The organism is Pseudomonas sp. IT-P253 (assembly GCF_949768125.1).
In the GTDB taxonomy this organism is placed as follows: Bacteria; Pseudomonadota; Gammaproteobacteria; order Pseudomonadales; family Pseudomonadaceae; genus Aquipseudomonas.
In genome coordinates this window covers 343716-360119 of the sequence record NZ_CATKPT010000033.1, presented here as the reverse complement: position 1 = coordinate 360119, position 16404 = coordinate 343716, and the positions used below count along the sequence as shown (strand labels likewise).

The 16404-nt window shown below is 59.7% G+C and carries 14 protein-coding genes, 1 tRNA gene and 1 pseudogene; 12 read left to right on the top strand and 4 right to left on the bottom strand.

Features of this window, described 5'->3' with window-relative positions:
- Positions 1 to 39: 39 nt before the first annotated feature.
- The 7 genes from ACM6IR_RS18960 (at position 40) to ACM6IR_RS18930 (ending at position 7574) form a co-directional block, all read left to right on the top strand.
- Positions 40 to 468: a MarR family winged helix-turn-helix transcriptional regulator gene (locus ACM6IR_RS18960; protein ID WP_414909102.1), complete on the top strand. Its 429-nt coding sequence runs from the start codon at positions 40 to 42 to the stop codon at positions 466 to 468.
- Positions 465 to 2537, top strand: a complete 2073-nt coding sequence (locus tag ACM6IR_RS18955; protein WP_414909101.1) for an FUSC family protein — start codon at positions 465 to 467, stop codon at positions 2535 to 2537. The genes ACM6IR_RS18960 and ACM6IR_RS18955 overlap by 4 nt, the downstream gene beginning before the upstream one ends.
- Complete coding sequence (locus tag ACM6IR_RS18950; RefSeq protein WP_407799892.1) at positions 2534 to 2743, top strand: DUF1656 domain-containing protein; 210 nt, start codon at positions 2534 to 2536, stop codon at positions 2741 to 2743. The genes ACM6IR_RS18955 and ACM6IR_RS18950 overlap by 4 nt, the downstream gene beginning before the upstream one ends.
- A complete protein-coding gene (locus tag ACM6IR_RS18945; RefSeq protein WP_414909100.1) occupies positions 2740 to 3627 on the top strand; it encodes an efflux RND transporter periplasmic adaptor subunit in 888 nt (295 codons plus the stop codon). The genes ACM6IR_RS18950 and ACM6IR_RS18945 overlap by 4 nt, the downstream gene beginning before the upstream one ends.
- On the top strand, positions 3624 to 5072 hold the full coding sequence (locus ACM6IR_RS18940) for an efflux transporter outer membrane subunit (RefSeq protein ID WP_414909099.1): 1449 nt from the start codon (positions 3624 to 3626) through the stop codon (positions 5070 to 5072). The genes ACM6IR_RS18945 and ACM6IR_RS18940 overlap by 4 nt, the downstream gene beginning before the upstream one ends.
- 82 nt (positions 5073 to 5154) lie before the next feature.
- Entirely contained in the window at positions 5155 to 5790 is a 636-nt protein-coding gene (locus ACM6IR_RS18935) for an NADH:ubiquinone oxidoreductase subunit N (RefSeq protein WP_414909098.1), read from the top strand.
- A 278-nt stretch (positions 5791 to 6068) separates the two neighbouring features.
- Complete coding sequence (locus ACM6IR_RS18930) at positions 6069 to 7574, top strand: YdgA family protein (protein WP_414909097.1); 1506 nt, start codon at positions 6069 to 6071, stop codon at positions 7572 to 7574.
- A gap of 332 nt (positions 7575 to 7906) precedes the next feature.
- Here ACM6IR_RS18930 and ACM6IR_RS18925 read toward each other — a convergent pair whose 3' ends face one another.
- The gene (locus ACM6IR_RS18925; RefSeq protein ID WP_414909096.1) at positions 7907 to 9430 is read right to left on the bottom strand and encodes an FAD-dependent oxidoreductase; all 1524 of its coding nucleotides are present in this window, start codon (positions 9428 to 9430) and stop codon (positions 7907 to 7909) included.
- Between the two features lie 139 nt (positions 9431 to 9569).
- Between ACM6IR_RS18925 and ACM6IR_RS18920 the strand changes: the two genes are divergently transcribed.
- Together ACM6IR_RS18920 and ACM6IR_RS18915 are read left to right on the top strand one after the other, a co-directional pair.
- Positions 9570 to 10130, top strand: a complete 561-nt coding sequence (locus tag ACM6IR_RS18920; protein WP_414909095.1) for a YbhB/YbcL family Raf kinase inhibitor-like protein — start codon at positions 9570 to 9572, stop codon at positions 10128 to 10130.
- 213 nt (positions 10131 to 10343) lie between these two features.
- On the top strand, positions 10344 to 10550 hold the full coding sequence (locus ACM6IR_RS18915) for a hypothetical protein (RefSeq protein WP_414909094.1): 207 nt from the start codon (positions 10344 to 10346) through the stop codon (positions 10548 to 10550).
- 52 nt (positions 10551 to 10602) lie between these two features.
- On the opposite strand, the gene ACM6IR_RS18910 is transcribed toward ACM6IR_RS18915, so the two are convergent.
- The 3 genes and pseudogenes from ACM6IR_RS18910 to ACM6IR_RS18900 all read right to left on the bottom strand — a co-directional run bounded on the left by ACM6IR_RS18910 (position 10603) and on the right by ACM6IR_RS18900 (position 11801).
- Entirely contained in the window at positions 10603 to 10842 is a 240-nt protein-coding gene (locus ACM6IR_RS18910; RefSeq protein WP_414909093.1) for a pyocin S6 family toxin immunity protein, read from the bottom strand.
- A gap of 8 nt (positions 10843 to 10850) precedes the next feature.
- Positions 10851 to 11528, bottom strand: a pseudogene (locus tag ACM6IR_RS18905) (colicin E3/pyocin S6 family cytotoxin).
- Positions 11529 to 11724: 196 nt separating this feature from the next.
- Positions 11725 to 11801, bottom strand: a tRNA-Arg gene (locus tag ACM6IR_RS18900).
- A 349-nt stretch (positions 11802 to 12150) separates the two neighbouring features.
- Here ACM6IR_RS18900 and gabD point away from each other — a divergent pair.
- The 3 genes from gabD (at position 12151) to ACM6IR_RS18885 (ending at position 16394) form a co-directional block, all read left to right on the top strand.
- A complete protein-coding gene (gene gabD / locus ACM6IR_RS18895) occupies positions 12151 to 13593 on the top strand; it encodes an NADP-dependent succinate-semialdehyde dehydrogenase (RefSeq protein ID WP_017335862.1) in 1443 nt (480 codons plus the stop codon).
- A gap of 183 nt (positions 13594 to 13776) precedes the next feature.
- On the top strand, positions 13777 to 15054 hold the full coding sequence (gene gabT, locus ACM6IR_RS18890; RefSeq protein WP_414909092.1) for a 4-aminobutyrate--2-oxoglutarate transaminase: 1278 nt from the start codon (positions 13777 to 13779) through the stop codon (positions 15052 to 15054).
- A 125-nt stretch (positions 15055 to 15179) separates the two neighbouring features.
- The gene (locus ACM6IR_RS18885; protein ID WP_414909091.1) at positions 15180 to 16394 is read left to right on the top strand and encodes an HDOD domain-containing protein; all 1215 of its coding nucleotides are present in this window, start codon (positions 15180 to 15182) and stop codon (positions 16392 to 16394) included.
- The last annotated feature ends 10 nt before the right edge of the window (positions 16395 to 16404 follow it).

Genomic DNA, 16404 nt, shown 5'->3' with positions numbered 1-16404 from the left:
GTGCCTTGTGCCGTGCAGAAGAACCTCGACGTTCTCCAGATGAACATCAGCAGTGCCATGGTGGTGGCCGCCAGGCATTGGCGGAAGATCTGCCAGACCACGCTGGTCAATTACGGAATCTCCGAAGCCTGCGCCGTCCCGTTGTTGATGATCGGACGTTTGGGCGAGGGTGTGCGCCAGGTGACGGTGGCGCAGGCGGCGGGCATGGAGAGTCCGTCATTGGTGCGTCTGCTGGATCAACTCTGTCATTCGGGCTACGTCCGTCGGACCGAAGACGCCAATGACCGTCGCGCCAAATGCCTGAGCCTGACTGAGACTGGTCGCGAGTTGGTTCAGGCCGTTGAAGTCGAGCTGGTACGCTTGCGCAACGAAGTGCTTGAAGGGATCGACCAGAGTGATCTGGAGGCCACGCTGCGGGTACTGAAAGCCTTTGAAGCGGCCAACCCACCGTCGGCGGTGAACCCTTGAGCGGTTTTTTTACGGGTGTACCTCCGGCACGGGATTGGTTCTATGGGGTGCGCACGTTTGCCGCCTCGATGATCGCCCTGTACATCGCCCTGCTCATGCAGATGCCGCGTCCTTATTGGGCGATGGCTACGGTTTACATCGTCTCCAGCCCGTTTGTCGGCCCGACCAGCTCCAAAGCGCTATACCGCGCGATAGGTACCTTTTTCGGTGCAGCGGCGGCGGTTTTTTTCGTGCCGATGTTTATCCAGAGTCCTTATGTACTGGTGGTGGTCATTGCCCTGTGGACCGGGACTTTGCTGTTCCTTTCCCTGCATTTGCGCACGGCCAACAGTTACGCGCTCATGCTCGCCGGGTACACGTTGCCGCTGATCGCCCTGCCAGTGGTGGATAACCCATTGGCGGTGTGGGATGTGGCCGAAGCGCGGGCTGAAGAAATTTTCCTCGGCATCGCCGTGGCGGCGGTGATCGGTGCGATGTTCTGGCCACGGCGGCTGGCGCCGGTGTTCAACGATTCGGTGAGCAAGTGGTTCACCGATGCTTCGACCTATAGCCTGCGTTTCCTCAGCCGCAACGTGCAGCCAGACGAAGTCAGCACCCTGCGCTCCGCGATGGTGACGACTTTCAACAGTCTGGAATTGATGATCGGTCAGCTACCCCACGAGGGGGCGCGGCCGCAAACGGTGCGCAATACCAAAGAATTGCGGGGGCGGATGATTCATCTGTTGCCCGTGATCGACGCCCTCGACGATGCGCTGTATGCGCTGGAGCGGCGTACGCCGGAACTGGTGGACAAGTTCGCGCCTCTGCTGAGCGCGACCACCGAATGGCTCAAACACAACGACGCCGACCTCGGTCGCTGGCAGTCGTTGAAAGATCAGCTCGAAACGCTGCAACCGTCCGCCGAGGCGCTGGATGATCGCAAGCAACTGCTGTTCTCCAACGCGCTCTATCGCCTCGGCGAATGGATCGATTTGTGGCAGGACTGCCGCAGCCTGCAAGTCGCCATCCAGTGTGAAAACCAGGACAGCTGGCGCGCGGTGTATCGGCACTGGCGTCTCGGTCGCCTGTCGCCGTTTCTCGACCGTGGACTGATGCTCTATTCGGCGGCGTCCACCGTCACTGCGATCATCGTCGCCTCGGTGCTGTGGATCCTGCTCGGTTGGACCGACGGTGGCTCAGCGGTGATTCTGGCGGCGGTAGCGTGCAGCTTTTTCGCCTCGATGGACGACCCTGCACCGCAGATTTTCCGGTTCTTTTTCTGGACGGCGATGTCGGTATTGCTTGCCAGCCTTTATCTGTTTCTGGTCCTGCCCAACCTGCATGACTTCCCGATGCTGGTGCTGGCGTTCGCCGTCCCGTTCATTTGCATCGGCACCTTGACGGTAAAGCCGCAGTTTTACCTGGGCATGTTGCTGACCCTTGTGAACACCTCGTCTTTCATCAGTATTCAAGGCGCGTACGACGCGGACTTCCTCAACTTCGCCAACTCCAACCTGGCTGGCCCCATCGGGCTGCTGTTTGCGTTTGTCTGGACCCTGATCACCCGGCCGTTCGGCGCCGAATTGGCGGCCAAGCGCCTGACCCGCTTCAGCTGGCGCGACATCGTCAGTCTCAGCGAGCCGGCCACACTGGCCGAACATCGGCACTTGGGTGTGCAGATGCTCGATCGCCTGATGCAGCATCTGCCACGGCTGGCCATGACCGGCCAGGACACCGGCATCGCCCTGCGCGAAGTGCGCGTGGCGCTGAATGTGCTCGACCTGCTCGCCTACACACCGCGCGTGCTCGGCGTACCGCAAGCATTGCTGCATCAAGTGGTGGCCGAGGTCGGTGAATACTTCAAGGCCTGCCTCAAGGCTGGCGAGCGCCTGCCGGCGCCGAGTGCGTTGTTGATGACCATGGGCCGTACGCGCCGCGCGCTGAGCCGCGATTGCGATGACAGCACCCGTCTACCGTTGCTGCACGCCTTGAGTGGCTTGCGTTTGGCATTACTGCCCGGCGTTGAATTCGTCGGCACCGGCGAGCTCGAAGAGCCGCTTCCCCATGGCATTGACGGAGCGCCTTTATGATCGGTGATCTGGATGTCAGCGGGGTGTTCCTGCCCACGCTGCTGGTGCTGATGGGCATTACGTATGTGTTGTACCTGTTGGTGCACGGGTTGCTGACGCGCCTGCACTTTTACCGTCTGGTCTGGCACCGGGCATTGTTCAACGTGGCTCTCTACGCTTTGCTGCTCGGCGCCGTGGACTCACTCAGTCGATACCTGATGACATGAAAAAACCTTTTTTGACCCTCGGTCGCGTCGTTTTGACCCTGTTGATCGTGACCTTCGCCGTCGTCGTGGTCTGGCGCATGGTGATGTACTACATGTATGCGCCCTGGACCCGCGACGGCCACATCCGTGCCGACATCGTGCAAATCGCCCCGGACGTGTCCGGGCTGATCCAGCAAGTGGAGGTGCGCGACAACCAGTGGGTGAAACGCGGCCAGGTGCTGTTCAGCATCGACCAGGACCGTTTCAAACTGGCGTTGCGTCAAGCCAAGGCCGCGGTTGCCGACCGTCAGGAAACCCTGGCTCAGGCGCAGCGCGAAGCCAAGCGTAATCGTGGCCTGGGCAATCTGGTGCCGGGCGAGCAATTGGAAGAAAGCCAATCCCGGGTCGCCCGCGCCGAGGTGGCGTTGATGGAAGCCCAAGTGGCGGTGGACAGCGCTCAACTGAATCTCGACCGCTCGGTGATCCGCAGCCCCGTGGACGGTTACGTCAACGACCGCGCGCCGCGCACGCAAGAGTTCGTCAGCGCCGGGCGGCCAGTGTTGTCGGTGGTGGACAGCAATTCGTTCCACATCGACGGTTATTTCGAAGAAACCAAGCTGGACGGCATCCATGTCGGCCAGCGCGTCGACATCCGTGTGATTGGCGATCGCGCGCGACTGCGCGGCCATGTGGAAAGCATCGTCGCCGGCATCGAAGACCGCGACCGCAGCAGTGGCAACAATCTGCTGCCCAACGTCAACCCGGCGTTCAGCTGGGTGCGCCTGGCCCAACGGATTCCGGTGCGGATCGCCTTCGACGATGTACCGGAAGATTTCCGCATGATTGCCGGGCGAACCGCGACGGTATCGATCATCGACGACCAACAGCAGGAGCCGTCTAAATGAGCAGGGCCTCGGGTTTGGCGGTCGCCGGATTAGGCCTGTTGCTGTCGGCGTGTCAGGTGGTCGGCCCGGATTATCACTTGCCAGACGAAGCCGCCATACACCGTGAAGATTTGCAGGGCGATCTGGCGGTGAACGGCAAAAATGTAGTCTCCGCGCCGGTACCCAGCGATTGGTGGCGCTTGTATCAGGATCCGCGTCTCGATCAATTGGTCCAGCAGGCCATGGCCTCCAACACCGATTTGCGCGTGGCGGCAGCGAGGCTCTCGCGGGCTCATGCTCAGGTCGACGAAGCGCAGGCGGCGGGCGGTTGGAGTGGCGGTGTGAAACTCGGGGCCCAGCGTTTACAGGAGTCTGGCGAAGCGTTCTTGATACCGGAGAAAGTGCCGGTGGCCAATGTGGGCGATATCGGCATCACGACGTCCTATCAGTTCGACCTGTTCGGCACGTTGCAGCGCGGTATCGAGGCGGCCAAAGCCAATGCCGACGCAACACAAGCGGCGGCCGATACCGCACGCATCACCCTGGTGGCCGATGTTGTTCGCGCTTACACCCAGGTCTGCGCGGCCAACGAAGAGCGGGAAATTGCTCAGCATTCCCTCGACTTGCAAGCCCAGAGCACGACCTTGATCCAACGTTTGCGCGATGCCGGGCGGGGCGATGAAACCCAGGTCACCCGCTCGCAAACCCAGTTCAAATCCTTGCGCGCCGACATGCCGCGTTATGAGGCTGCACGTCAGGCCGGGTTGTTCCGGCTGTCGATGTTGCTGGCCGAGCCGGTGGATCAACTGCCGGCCGGCACCGCCACCTGCGCCGAGCTGCCGAAAATTACGCAATTGTTGCCGGTGGGTGACGGCGCCACCTTGCTCAAGCGTCGTCCCGATGTGCGGCAAGCTGAACGTCAGCTGGCGGCGGCGACCGCCGGCATTGGTATTGCAACCGGCGAGTTGTACCCGAACATCAGCATCGGCGCGACCGTCGGTACGGTCGGTATTCTGGAAGACCTCGGCAAACCGGCGACCAACCGCTGGGGCTTCGGCCCCTTGCTGACCTGGACCGTGCCTACCAATGGCTCTCGGGCACGCATTCGTGAGGCTGAGGCGACGACCCAGGGCACGCTGGCGCATTTCGATGGCGTGGTACTCAACGCCATCCGCGAGACCCAAACCGGTCTGGCGCAGTACTCTGCGTTGTTGCAACGTCGCGATGCCTTGGCCGACGCCGAACAATCGGCGCAACAGGCGGCAGACCAGACTCACCGCTTCTTCCAGGCCGGCCGCGCGTCGTTTTTGGCGGATTTGCAAGCCACGCGCACCTACACCGATGTGCGGTCGCAATTGGCTTCCGCCAACACCCAGGTTGCCATGAGCCAGATCGATTTGTTCCTGGCATTGGGTGGCGGCTGGGAAAGCGGACGAACGCAAGGCTCACAACCCGGCAAACCCTGAGGCCGTTGCTATGCTTTGACTTGATGAGGTCGCGCGTCGATCTCATCAATCAAGGCTCGCGTTGGTCATGGGGATTCCAAGAATGAAAAACCCTTATGCTCCCGGCTTCTGGTGCGCTATTGCAGCGTTGGTGTTGCTGTCGGCCACCTATTTCTACGGCATCATGCTGGCCCACCAGATCGACAAGGCTCTGGTGTTCCTCGACAGTGCCACTGCACTGATTGCCGTCATGGCCATCGTGGTGGTCGCCTGGTCTTCATTCCAGGGCCAGCGCATCAAAAAAAGACAGCTCGAACAAGGCAAGACCCTGGTGCTGATCTGGGACACCAAGGTCGCGCTGCGCCGTGTCGAAACGGTGTTCGATCGATATTTCTGGGGCAGCTATTGGCAACCGGGGCGCACCTTCCAGGAAGTGATGGGCGAACTCACCGGCACACCGCTGGAAAAAAGCCTCGAAACCTTGAAGAAGCAGTGCCTGGCGCTGGACAAGCAAGTGCCTGGGGAAGGACGGCACTGGCTCAACAACGCCCGCGAACTGTCCGATGTCGCCACGGCCATGGCCCGCGAGCGCTATCAACTGGACGTCTGCGATCCGCGCGCGGAAGTGACGGGCGGGGCGGTGATCAATCGGGATTTCGAAGTGCTGGTGTATACGTGGACTGCGCGGTTGAAAAGCTTTGATCATCAACTCGATGAAATCGAAGTCCAGTATTCCTGAGCTCGTGTTGTCAGGTCTGACGCCTTCGCGAGCAGGCTCGCTCCCACAGTGACCGCGTAATACCTGTGGGAGCGAGCCTGCTCGCGAAGGCGATGACATGACCGCTCAAACGCTCCCCCGCGCAAAGTCCATAGACACTCTTTAACCTTTAATCATTGGGCCGCCCTGCGCGCTGGGTGCTAATCTCCACTGCACTTTCAGCGGAGTCGAGCCGTAACCCGTCACGGGTTCAGGGAAGACGACCACACCTTCAACAACGGACATTGAACGGGTCATTCATGAATAAATCAGCAGGCGTACTTCTAGGAATTGTTGTCGCCATCGGTGCGATCAGCGCCGGCGGTGCCTGGTACACCGGGACCAAACTCGAAGGCGTGCTGAACACTTCGATCGCTGATGCCAACAAAGAGCTGCAGGCCGCGCTGGTCGGGTCCAATGGTACGGCGTCGCTGGAGCTGGTGTCGCTGGAGCGCCATGTTTTCAGCAGCACCGCGCACTACCGCCTCAAGGGCGAAGGTGAAATGTTCGGCGAGGCACCGGTCGAGCTGCTGTTTGTCGATCACGTTGAACACGGTCCGTTGCCGTTCTCGCGCCTGAAGTCGCTAAAACTGCTGCCGGTCATGGCCACCAGTCATTACGAGCTGGAAAAAACGCCGAACACCGAGAAATGGTTCGCTGCCGCCAAGGACAAATCACCGCTCACGGGCGTGGTCAACATCGGCTACGATAATTCCACCAACGGCACCCTCGAATTGCTGCCGCTGGACATCGCGCTCGATGACAAGTCCAACCTGAAGTTCTCCGGTCTTAGCCTCGACATCGCTGCCAGCCCTCAAGCACAGAAGGTCAAGGCCAATGGCTACATGGACAGCCTGACACTGAGCACCGTGGCTGAAGACCAGACACCGGTTAAAGTCGAATTGAGTGGCCTGACCATGGCCAGCAACCTGGTAAAAAGTACCTACGGCTACTACACCGGCGAAAATACCCTCGAGTTGACCGACAGCAAAACCACCTTCGGGGTGAAGCAGTCGGTTATGGGCATCAAGAAATTCGAGATGAAGAACCAGACCGAGGAGTCGGGCACCAGCGCTTCGGGGCGTGCCGATTACAAAGTGGGCGAAGTCTCCTTGAACGGCAAGACAGTCGGCTCTGGGCAGTTGGCCATGAGCCTGAAGAATCTCGACATCCCGGCCACCCTGTCGTTGATGCAGATTTACCAGACCAAACTGCAACCCTATGAGAGGGCCGCTGCCGAGGCTGCCGCCGCGGGTCAGCCGGCGCCAGAGCTGGTCTTGACCCCGGCCGAAGAGGCGCAGGTGAAAACCGGACTGGAGAAACTGCTGGGGGCCGGTCCACAAGTGGCTCTGGAAAATCTGTCGTTCACCACTGCCAGCGGTGAAAGTCGCGCCAACCTGGTGCTCGACCTGACCAAACCACAATCCATGGACCTGCCGCCAGACCTGCTGACCCAACAGCTGATCGCGCTGCTGGACATCAATGTGCAAGTGTCCAAGCCCATGCTCGTTGACCTGCTGAGCGTGCAGTCGCAAATCGCCGGTCAGACCGACACCAAAGTCATCGCCGATCAGGCCACCGCCACCGCCGATATGTTCAGCAGCATGGCGGTCGGTTCGCAGTTGGCAAAACTGGACGGCAACAACGTCGTCACCAAGTTGCACTACGCCAACAATCAGGTGGAATTCAACGGCCAGAAGATGACCTTCGAAGAGTTTGTCTCCTTCCTGATGAGCAAATTCGGCGGCAGTGTCACGGTCCAGTAAAACGGCGGTCTACGGACCGACGCCCGGCCTCTGTGTAATACAGGCGCCGGGCGTTTTGCGGTCTGGCATCAACCGAAATCCCGAATCAGCCGCTATGCCTCGTCCACCGTGGCCGCGCTGTTTTGGCGTTTATTCCCGCCGCCATAATGTCGGTCAGCTAAGCATTTCAGCAGCGACTCATACCCCGTAGCAGCAGGCTTCGCCAGCTGCTACACGGCTCGCGTTTGGGCTGGATTGGTCAGCATTACTTTTGCCACCCACAAAATCCCGTTCACGCTATGAGATCGCAGCCTTCGTCAGCTCATGGGATACGCGGGTGCCGAAGCGTGGGTTCACCCGCGTATCAGCCGCCACGCCTCATCCACCGACAGCGGCTGTTTCATCCGCTCGGCGAGCAGGGCCATCGTCCGCTCTTCATCACAGGCCACCGCCGCCACCACCACACCGTTTTTGCCGAACAGTCCGATAAAGGGTGGATGGTCAGGGTCGCCCTTGAACTCGACCTCGTCCCAGGCTTCGGCGTGGCCCAGGTAGTCGTAGTTTTTGCCGAAATGCCAGGTCCAGAAATACGGCACGTCGAGGTAGTGCTCGTCGCCGCCGAGCATATTCGCCGCCGCGATCCGCGCCTGTTGCTGTGCCAGGCGCCAATGTTCGATGCGTTGGGGCTGGCCGTTGAGGGGGAAGGTGGCGATATCGCCGGCCGCCCAGAGCCCATCGGTCACACGCATTGCGCCGTCGACGGTCAGTGATTGATCTTTTTCCATGGGCAGTTCGGCAAACGCGTCGGTGGCCGGGCTGACGCCAATACCGACCAACACCAAATCTGCCGCTAAACGTTGGCCATTATTCAGCCGCACCGCTTCGACGTTGGTGGTGCCTTCGATCTGCACAGCTTCGCTATCGGTATGAAACACCACACCGTTGGCCTCATGCAGGGCTCGAATCGCCTTGCCGACGGCTTCGCCGAATTGCACGGCAAACGGCACCGCGTGACGAGCCAGGACGGTGACGTCCAAACCGTATTGGCGCAGGGAAGAGGCGGACTCCAGGGCAATAAAACTGTCGCCGATAATCACGGCCCGTTGGCCGGGCTTCGCTGCGCTCAGAATTTGCTGCGCCTGCGCCTTTGAGCGCAGCAGGAAGACCTGAGGCAAATCGGCACCGGGCAATGTGAGAGGGTTGGGCGTGCCGCCGGTGGCGAGCAAGGCGGCGTCGTAGCTCAGCGATTGGCCATCGGCCAACTGCACGGTCTGGTTGGCGGTATCCAGGCTCGTCACTTCAGCGTTTATTCGTTCGATCCGCTGCTCGCGGTAAAAGCCTTCATCGCGCAGTGGCGGGATTTCGTCCGGCGGCATCTCCCCGGCGATCACGAATTTGCTCAAGACCGTGCGGTCGTACCCGGCGCCGGGTTCGCGGTCAATCAGGACGATCCGGCCACCGAAGCCTTTTTCCCGCAGCGCCGCCGCACCCGCTGTGCCTGCGGCGCCGGCACCGACGATCAGAAAGATCCGATCATCGTCTGCCGGCGGGGCATGGGCGTCGTGCATGGGCTGATCCTCGACCCATACCTCGTCCTCGCGGATCTCCAGACGATAGCGCTGAAGACTGTCCAGCGCTGGCGGCTCGCACAGCGCACCGTCCTCGATCCTGTACGCCGCTTTGTGCCATGGGCAAATCAAGCGTCCATGGCACAGCGCACCTTCGGCCAGTGGCGCCCCGGCGTGGGGGCATTCGCCCTGATAGGCGCGCAATTGATCGCCGACCCGCAGCAAAAGGATTTTGGTGTCCGCAATCCGGACTTCCAGGCCTCGGTCTTCGGGCACGTCGGAGAAACGGGCGACGCGGTGCAGTGTCATGATCACTCTCCAGGCAGGCGTTTCACTTAAGAGTTTGGCCCTTATCCCGAGGTTCAGCCAAATCCCGCTGCCAAGGCGCGAGCGGTCCAGTTATAGTTTGCACGCCGACCACGGCCCCACCCGCAAAAGGTGTTCCGGAATGACCCGATTGACCTCGTTGAAACCTTGGCTGGCAGCGGTTGCAGTCGCCCTTTGCGTGCAATTGCCCGCGCTGGCCCAGGAGCGTTTCACCCTGAACATCCCAGGTGTTACGGATGACCGATTGTTCACATCAGCTGCCGCCAGTGATGCACCGGGCTGCGGCGGACACAATTCATCACCGGCGCTGAACTGGAACGCCGGTCCGGCGGGTACACTCAGCTACGCCATCGTGATGCACGATCCTGACGGCCAGAAAGGTCAGGGCGTCGATCACTGGGTGCATTACGGCATCAAAGCCACGACCCACCAAATCCAGGCCGGCGCCGGCGCCAAACCGGGCCTCGAAGGCGTGGGTGGTACGAACATTAAAGGCACCACGACCTATGTCGGCCCTTGCCCGCCGGCCGGCGACAGTGCGCATCACTACATCATCCAGATCTACGCCCTGGATCTGGTTCCAGACGCGTTGCCGGCCGGTCTGACCCGCGCGCAGCTACTGGAAAAAATCCAAGGCCATGTGCTGAAAAACAGCAGCGTGGTGCGGCGTTATCACCGCTGAGGTTTTTTCAGCGGTCTTGACCCGAATCGACGGGGCTGTCCGTCTCAGAGGATGAATGAATCAACCTCCTCCTGAGGTCAGCCCCTATGTCCCTCCCTTGGCATGTCTTGCTCAAGAAATTGAAGAAAAACCGAGAAGAAAAGCGCTCGGCAATTTGGCATCACCTCCTGAAAGCGCGCACTATCGGCCTATAGCCGATGCGTTGGAGGAGCCATGGCGAAAAAAATCGACCGCATCGCCCAAATGCTCAACTGCCCGGTCAAGGGTGAGGAATTACGGCGAGCTGTGACGGAAAGTCGTAAGGAGTTTCTTCTGGCGAAGCAGGCAGAAGAAGCGCTGGAGGAAGACGTCCCGGATGATGAAGTGTTTGAGGACGACGAAGACGATGACTACGACGAGTTTGATTGGACGACAGAGTGAAAAAACCGCCATTTTTACTGGCCGCGCATTGAGCGGCCTCTACTGTCGCGGCTTAGGCCTCAACTCCAATAAACAGCTTTAAATTGGCCGGGAGTGATTGTCCAATCAGCTCTGACACTTGTGTCACTTGCTCCCTCGCGAGCAGCCATTCCCCTTCTGCCATCGAATTAAGGCTTCTATGACCGAGGAGTTGTACGATTCGGTCGTTAAAGGAGGCGTCCAGATCAAGTTCAAATTTAAGCGAATCATCTTCGGCACTGTCAGGCAGGAATCCGCTGATACACAGATACATAAAAACTCCTATTTCTCTACTTTTCGACCAGGTTTGGCTGGCTTGTTTTGTTCGCCGGTGACAGGGTCAAACTCACCTAAATGCTTGCCTTGTTTATCGTACATCTCGACCGCTCCGTGCTGGCTGTCTCACTCGTAAATACGGCCCTTGTCATCTTTCCAGCGTCTACGAGCCCCGCCGCCACCTTGAACCCTTGTTTTAAAGTCGACTTTGGCCGCATCCGGAAAGGCCGTCAGCGTTTTGGGGGCGGGGTGATAGGTATGGTCACCACCAATAGGCCGAGCAAACACCACATACAGCGACTTCAAGCCCGTATCTACCGGAAACACCAGAATACAGTCGTCGGTGGTGATGTCTTCACCGGGGAGGCCTTCGATCTGACTGTCTGTGTTGTCCGGAATCGGGTGTACCAGGATGGTGCCGAGCTGTTCCCCGCGGCTGTCGGGATAGATCAGCGGCGGCATTTCTCCCAGTGGCCCGCGCTGGGGCGTCCACAGAATAGTGATGCCATTGAGCTTGGCTTCCATGGCGGTTTTATCGGCGTTCCAGTTGTCCTGCACCGTGCGTATCGTGTGTCGTTCACCAATTGGGCGGCAGTGCTGGGGCTTTAGGTTTGTTCGAGGCCCTTGTCGGCATTCCTTATCAAACGCATGGCGTTCCCTTTGGTTACGTCCTCGGGGAGGCATTCTGGAGAGCGTGAAGCGCGCCGGGCAAAAAAGAGTTTTGCGGCATTTGTCCGAGCTGGTCGATTGGGCCTGATGATTTTGCAGATTCAGTAGTTCGGTTTGACCGAACTACTGAATATCGAGCTGTGCGCCCTGAGACAATGACCACAAAAAAGCCCCAGACCCATAAGGCCTGAGGCTTTTTCATTTCTGCGTATGGTGCACCAGGCGGGATTCGAACCCACGACCCCTGCCTTCGGAGGGCAGTACTCTATCCAGCTGAGCTACTGGTGCAATGCGGGCGCCATAATACTCATATGCACTGCGGGCGTCCATGCTGCTGAATCGCAGATGTTCTTCCAAAGCGTAACCTGCGTTTGCTACGTTGATCAGAAAAATGAGGCAAATGCGGCGTTTTCGTTCTTTTTTTCGAACAGCCTATTGTCCTTTACCCCCTTTGATCCTAGGATTCGTTTGAGATTTCAAACGCTCTTGTCTGGGTGCTGAACCGCACGAGTTCAATCAGTGCGCTATTTATGTGCTTCAGCCCGGTGAATGATTTCCCTGACGGCAGCCTTTTCAGGCGCCTTTCTACAATCATAATTTGCTCCGCGCGTGCGCGGTGCTGTTAAGGAAAGCCGACATGCAGCTTAAAGACACCCAGTTGTTCCGCCAGCAAGCCTTTATCGATGGCGCTTGGGTCGATGCGGACAATGGTCAGACGATCAAGGTCAACAACCCGGCAACGGGCGAAATTCTGGGCACCGTGCCGAAAATGGGCGCTGCCGAAACCCGCCGTGCGATCGAAGCTGCTGACAAAGCGCTGCCGGCCTGGCGTGCACTGACCGCCAAAGACCGCGCGAACAAGCTGCGTCGCTGGTTTGAACTGATCATCGAGAATCAGGATGACCTGGCTCGCTTGATGACCATGGAACAGGGCAAGCCATTGGCTGAAGCCAAGGGCGAAATCGTTTACGCCGCTTCCTTTATCGAATGGTTCGCCGAAGAAGCCAAGCGCATCTACGGTGACGTGATTCCGGGCCACCAGCCAGACAAGCGCCTGATCGTGATCAAGCAGCCAATCGGCGTGACCGCTGCAATCACCCCGTGGAACTTCCCGGCTGCCATGATCACCCGTAAAGCCGGCCCAGCGCTGGCTGCCGGTTGCACCATGGTGCTCAAGCCTGCTTCGCAAACCCCGTTCTCCGCTTTCGCATTGGCTGAACTGGCCCAGCGTGCCGGCATTCCTGCCGGTGTGTTCAGTGTTGTGTCCGGCAGCGCCGGCGACATCGGCAGCGAGCTGACCAGCAACCCGATCGTGCGTAAATTGTCCTTCACCGGCTCGACCGAAATCGGTCGTCAGCTGATGGCTGAATGCGCCAAGGACATCAAGAAAGTGTCCCTGGAACTGGGCGGCAACGCACCGTTCATCGTGTTCGACGACGCGGACCTGGATAAGGCCGTTGAAGGCGCGATCATTTCCAAGTACCGCAACAATGGCCAGACCTGCGTCTGCGCCAACCGTCTGTACATTCAGGATTCGGTCTACGATGCGTTCGCCGAGAAGCTGAAAGTGGCAGTGTCCAAGCTCAAGATCGGCAACGGTCTGGAAGAAGGCACCACCACTGGCCCGCTGATCGATGAAAAAGCCGTGGCCAAGGTTCAAGAGCACATCGCTGACGCCGTCAGCAAAGGCGCAACCGTGTTGTCCGGTGGCAAGAGCATGGAAGGTAACTTCTTTGAGCCGACCATCCTGACCAACGTGCCGAAGAACGCTGCCGTGGCCAAGGAAGAAACCTTCGGTCCATTGGCTCCACTGTTCCGCTTCAAAGACGAAGCCGAAGTGATCGCGATGTCCAACGACACCGAGTTCGGTCTGGCCTCGTACTTCTATGCCCGCGACCTGGGTCGTGTGTTCCGTGTGGCTGAAGCCCTGGAATACGGCATGGTCGGCGTCAACACCGGGCTGATCTCCAACGAAGTCGCGCCATTCGGCGGCATCAAGGCATCGGGCCTGGGCCGTGAAGGCTCCAAGTACGGCATCGAAGATTACCTGGAAATCAAATACCTCTGCCTGGGCATCTAAGTCCGGCCAGGCATGGCTTCAAACGCAAAGGGCACGAGAGCGCTGTCCCTTTGCGTGCTTCAAACGGAATTTTCTCTGTGGCCGGGAACGCTGTGGCAGTCGATCATCGCATGCTGCCATCGTTGCCTCCCCGCCGCATTTTCCTTGAACCACGCCGCCCGATGAGCGGTGAATGAGGACTTTATGAGCAAGACTAACGCATCCCTGATGAAACGCCGCGAAGCCGCTGTACCACGCGGTGTTGGCCAGATTCACCCGATCTTCGCCGAGTCCGCGAAGAACGCCACCGTGACCGACGTTGAAGGTCGCGAGTTCATCGACTTCGCCGGCGGTATCGCCGTGCTGAACACCGGTCACGTGCACCCGAAAATCATCGCCGCGGTGACCGAGCAGCTGAACAAGCTGACCCACACTTGCTTCCAGGTGTTGGCTTACGAACCGTACGTAGAACTGTGCGAAAAAATCAACGCCAAGGTGCCCGGTGATTTCGCCAAGAAAACCCTGCTGGTCACCACCGGTTCCGAAGCAGTAGAGAACGCGGTGAAAATCGCTCGTGCCGCCACTGGCCGTGCCGGCGTGATCGCGTTCACCGGCGCCTACCACGGTCGCACCATGATGACCCTGGGCCTGACCGGTAAAGTCGTGCCTTACTCGGCCGGCATGGGCCTGATGCCAGGCGGCATCTTCCGCGCGCTGTACCCGAACGAACTGCACGGTGTGAGCATCGACGATTCGATCGCCAGCATCGAGCGCATCTTCAAGAACGACGCTGAGCCGCGTGACATTGCTGCCATCATCATCGAGCCAGTTCAGGGCGAAGGTGGTTTCTACGTCGCGCCTAAAGCGTTCATGAAGCGCCTGCGCGACTTGTGCGACAAGCACGGCATCCTGTTGATCGCTGACGAAGTACAGACGGGCGCTGGCCGTACCGGCACGTTCTTCGCCATGGAACAGATGGGCGTTTCTGCCGACCTGACCACCTTTGCCAAATCCATCGCTGGCGGCTTCCCGCTGGCCGGTGTGTGCGGCAAGGCTGAATACATGGACGCCATTGCTCCAGGCGGCTTGGGCGGCACCTACGCCGGTAGCCCGATCGCTTGCGCCGCGGCCCTGGCCGTGATGGACGTGTTCGAAGAAGAACACCTGCTGGATCGCTGCAAGGCTGTCGGCGAGCGTCTGGTCACAGGCCTCAAAGCCATCCAGGCCAAATACCCGGTGATCGGTGAAGTCCGTGCCCTGGGCGCGATGATCGCGGTCGAGCTGTTCGAAGACGGCGACAGCCACAAGCCTAACGCTGCTGCTGTAGCGTCGGTGGTGGCCAAGGCTCGCGACAAGGGCCTGATCCTGCTGTCGTGCGGCACCTACGGCAACGTTCTGCGCGTCTTGGTACCGCTGACTTCGCCGGATGAGCAACTGGACAAAGGTCTGGCGATCATCGAAGAGTGCTTCTCCGAGCTCTGATTCATTTGTGAGCTGATCGACAAAAAACCCGCTTCGGCGGGTTTTTTTGTTCCGGTGGAAACACATCCGGCTGTATCGGAGGGGCAGCATTGGATAAGGTGCAGGTATTGGCGAAGGAGTTGTAAATGATTGCTGTCGTGTTACCTGCTGTTCCGCGTGTGCTGATTGCCGAGGCTGACCCTTGGTCCCGCGATTTGCTCAAGCAGGTGCTGTTGAGTGTGCGTTGCGACGCACGGCTGGATTTGTGTGCCGATGGCCAGCAGGCGTTGGAGCTACTGGCAGCGAACCCCTACGATTTGGTGATTGCCGACTGGGAGTTACCCGGCGTCGATGGGTTGAATGTGTTGCGCAGTGTCCGTCAGCGCAAAAGCAATCCGCCGCTGCCATTCATTCTGATGAGCAGCCGCAACGACAGCGTCAGCGTGCGCGAAGCCTTGCCACTGGCGCCCAGCGCGTACCTGACCAAACCCCTGAACATGGAAAGCCTGACTCATCGCCTGCAGGAGTTGCTGTTGGACGCCGGTGAAGCGGTGTCTTGCGAGGCGCCGTCGCTGGCGCCTGGCATGACGTTGTCGGTGTACCTGGAGCACCGTCGTGAACTGGCGGACGGTGCGTCGCTGATGACGGACGTGCAACTGGCGGTCAAACGCAGTCTCAACCCCAACGGCCTCGATTTGAAGGTGCTGGAAGACGAAATCCGCATCGATCCGCAGGTCACCGCCGTGCTGATCGCCGCTGCCAACAGTGCGGCCCAGCATCATGGCGCTGCCGTGCAAACCCTGTCCCAGGCGCTGCACCGCCTCGGCACCGGCCAAAGTATGAACCTGATTCTGGGGCTGTCCCTCAAGCGCAGCGCCCGGCTCAGCGATCCGTTTCTGGCGGACTATGCCGAGCGTTACTGGAACCTGTCGCTGCACACCGCCGAATATGCGCGGACGCTGGCACGCTTGCTGGATCTGGATCAGGAGCGCTGCTATTGCGCGGGCCTGCTGCATCGCCTCGGCGATCTGACGTTGCTGCGTTGTTTGCAGGAGTGGAAGCAAGCCGGTGGTGAGCTGGATGAGTGGGAGGAGGTGGGCGAAGCGCTGGCCGAATTCAGCGCGGCCTATGGGTCAGCGCTGCGGACCCGCTGGCGCTTGCCGTTGGAGCTGCGAGAGCTGATTGCCGCTGCCTACCAGTTCGGTGGCGGGGTTTACTCCCGCGAAGCGCTAGTGATGAACATGGCCGCGCAATTGGCGCTGCTGACCGAACATGAGGGCGTTGAGGTGTTGGCGAAGAGCCGGACGGCCCGGCTGCTCAAGATTGGTTTGCCGGAGTTGATGCGTCTGCGCAAAAAATAAACCTGACGCA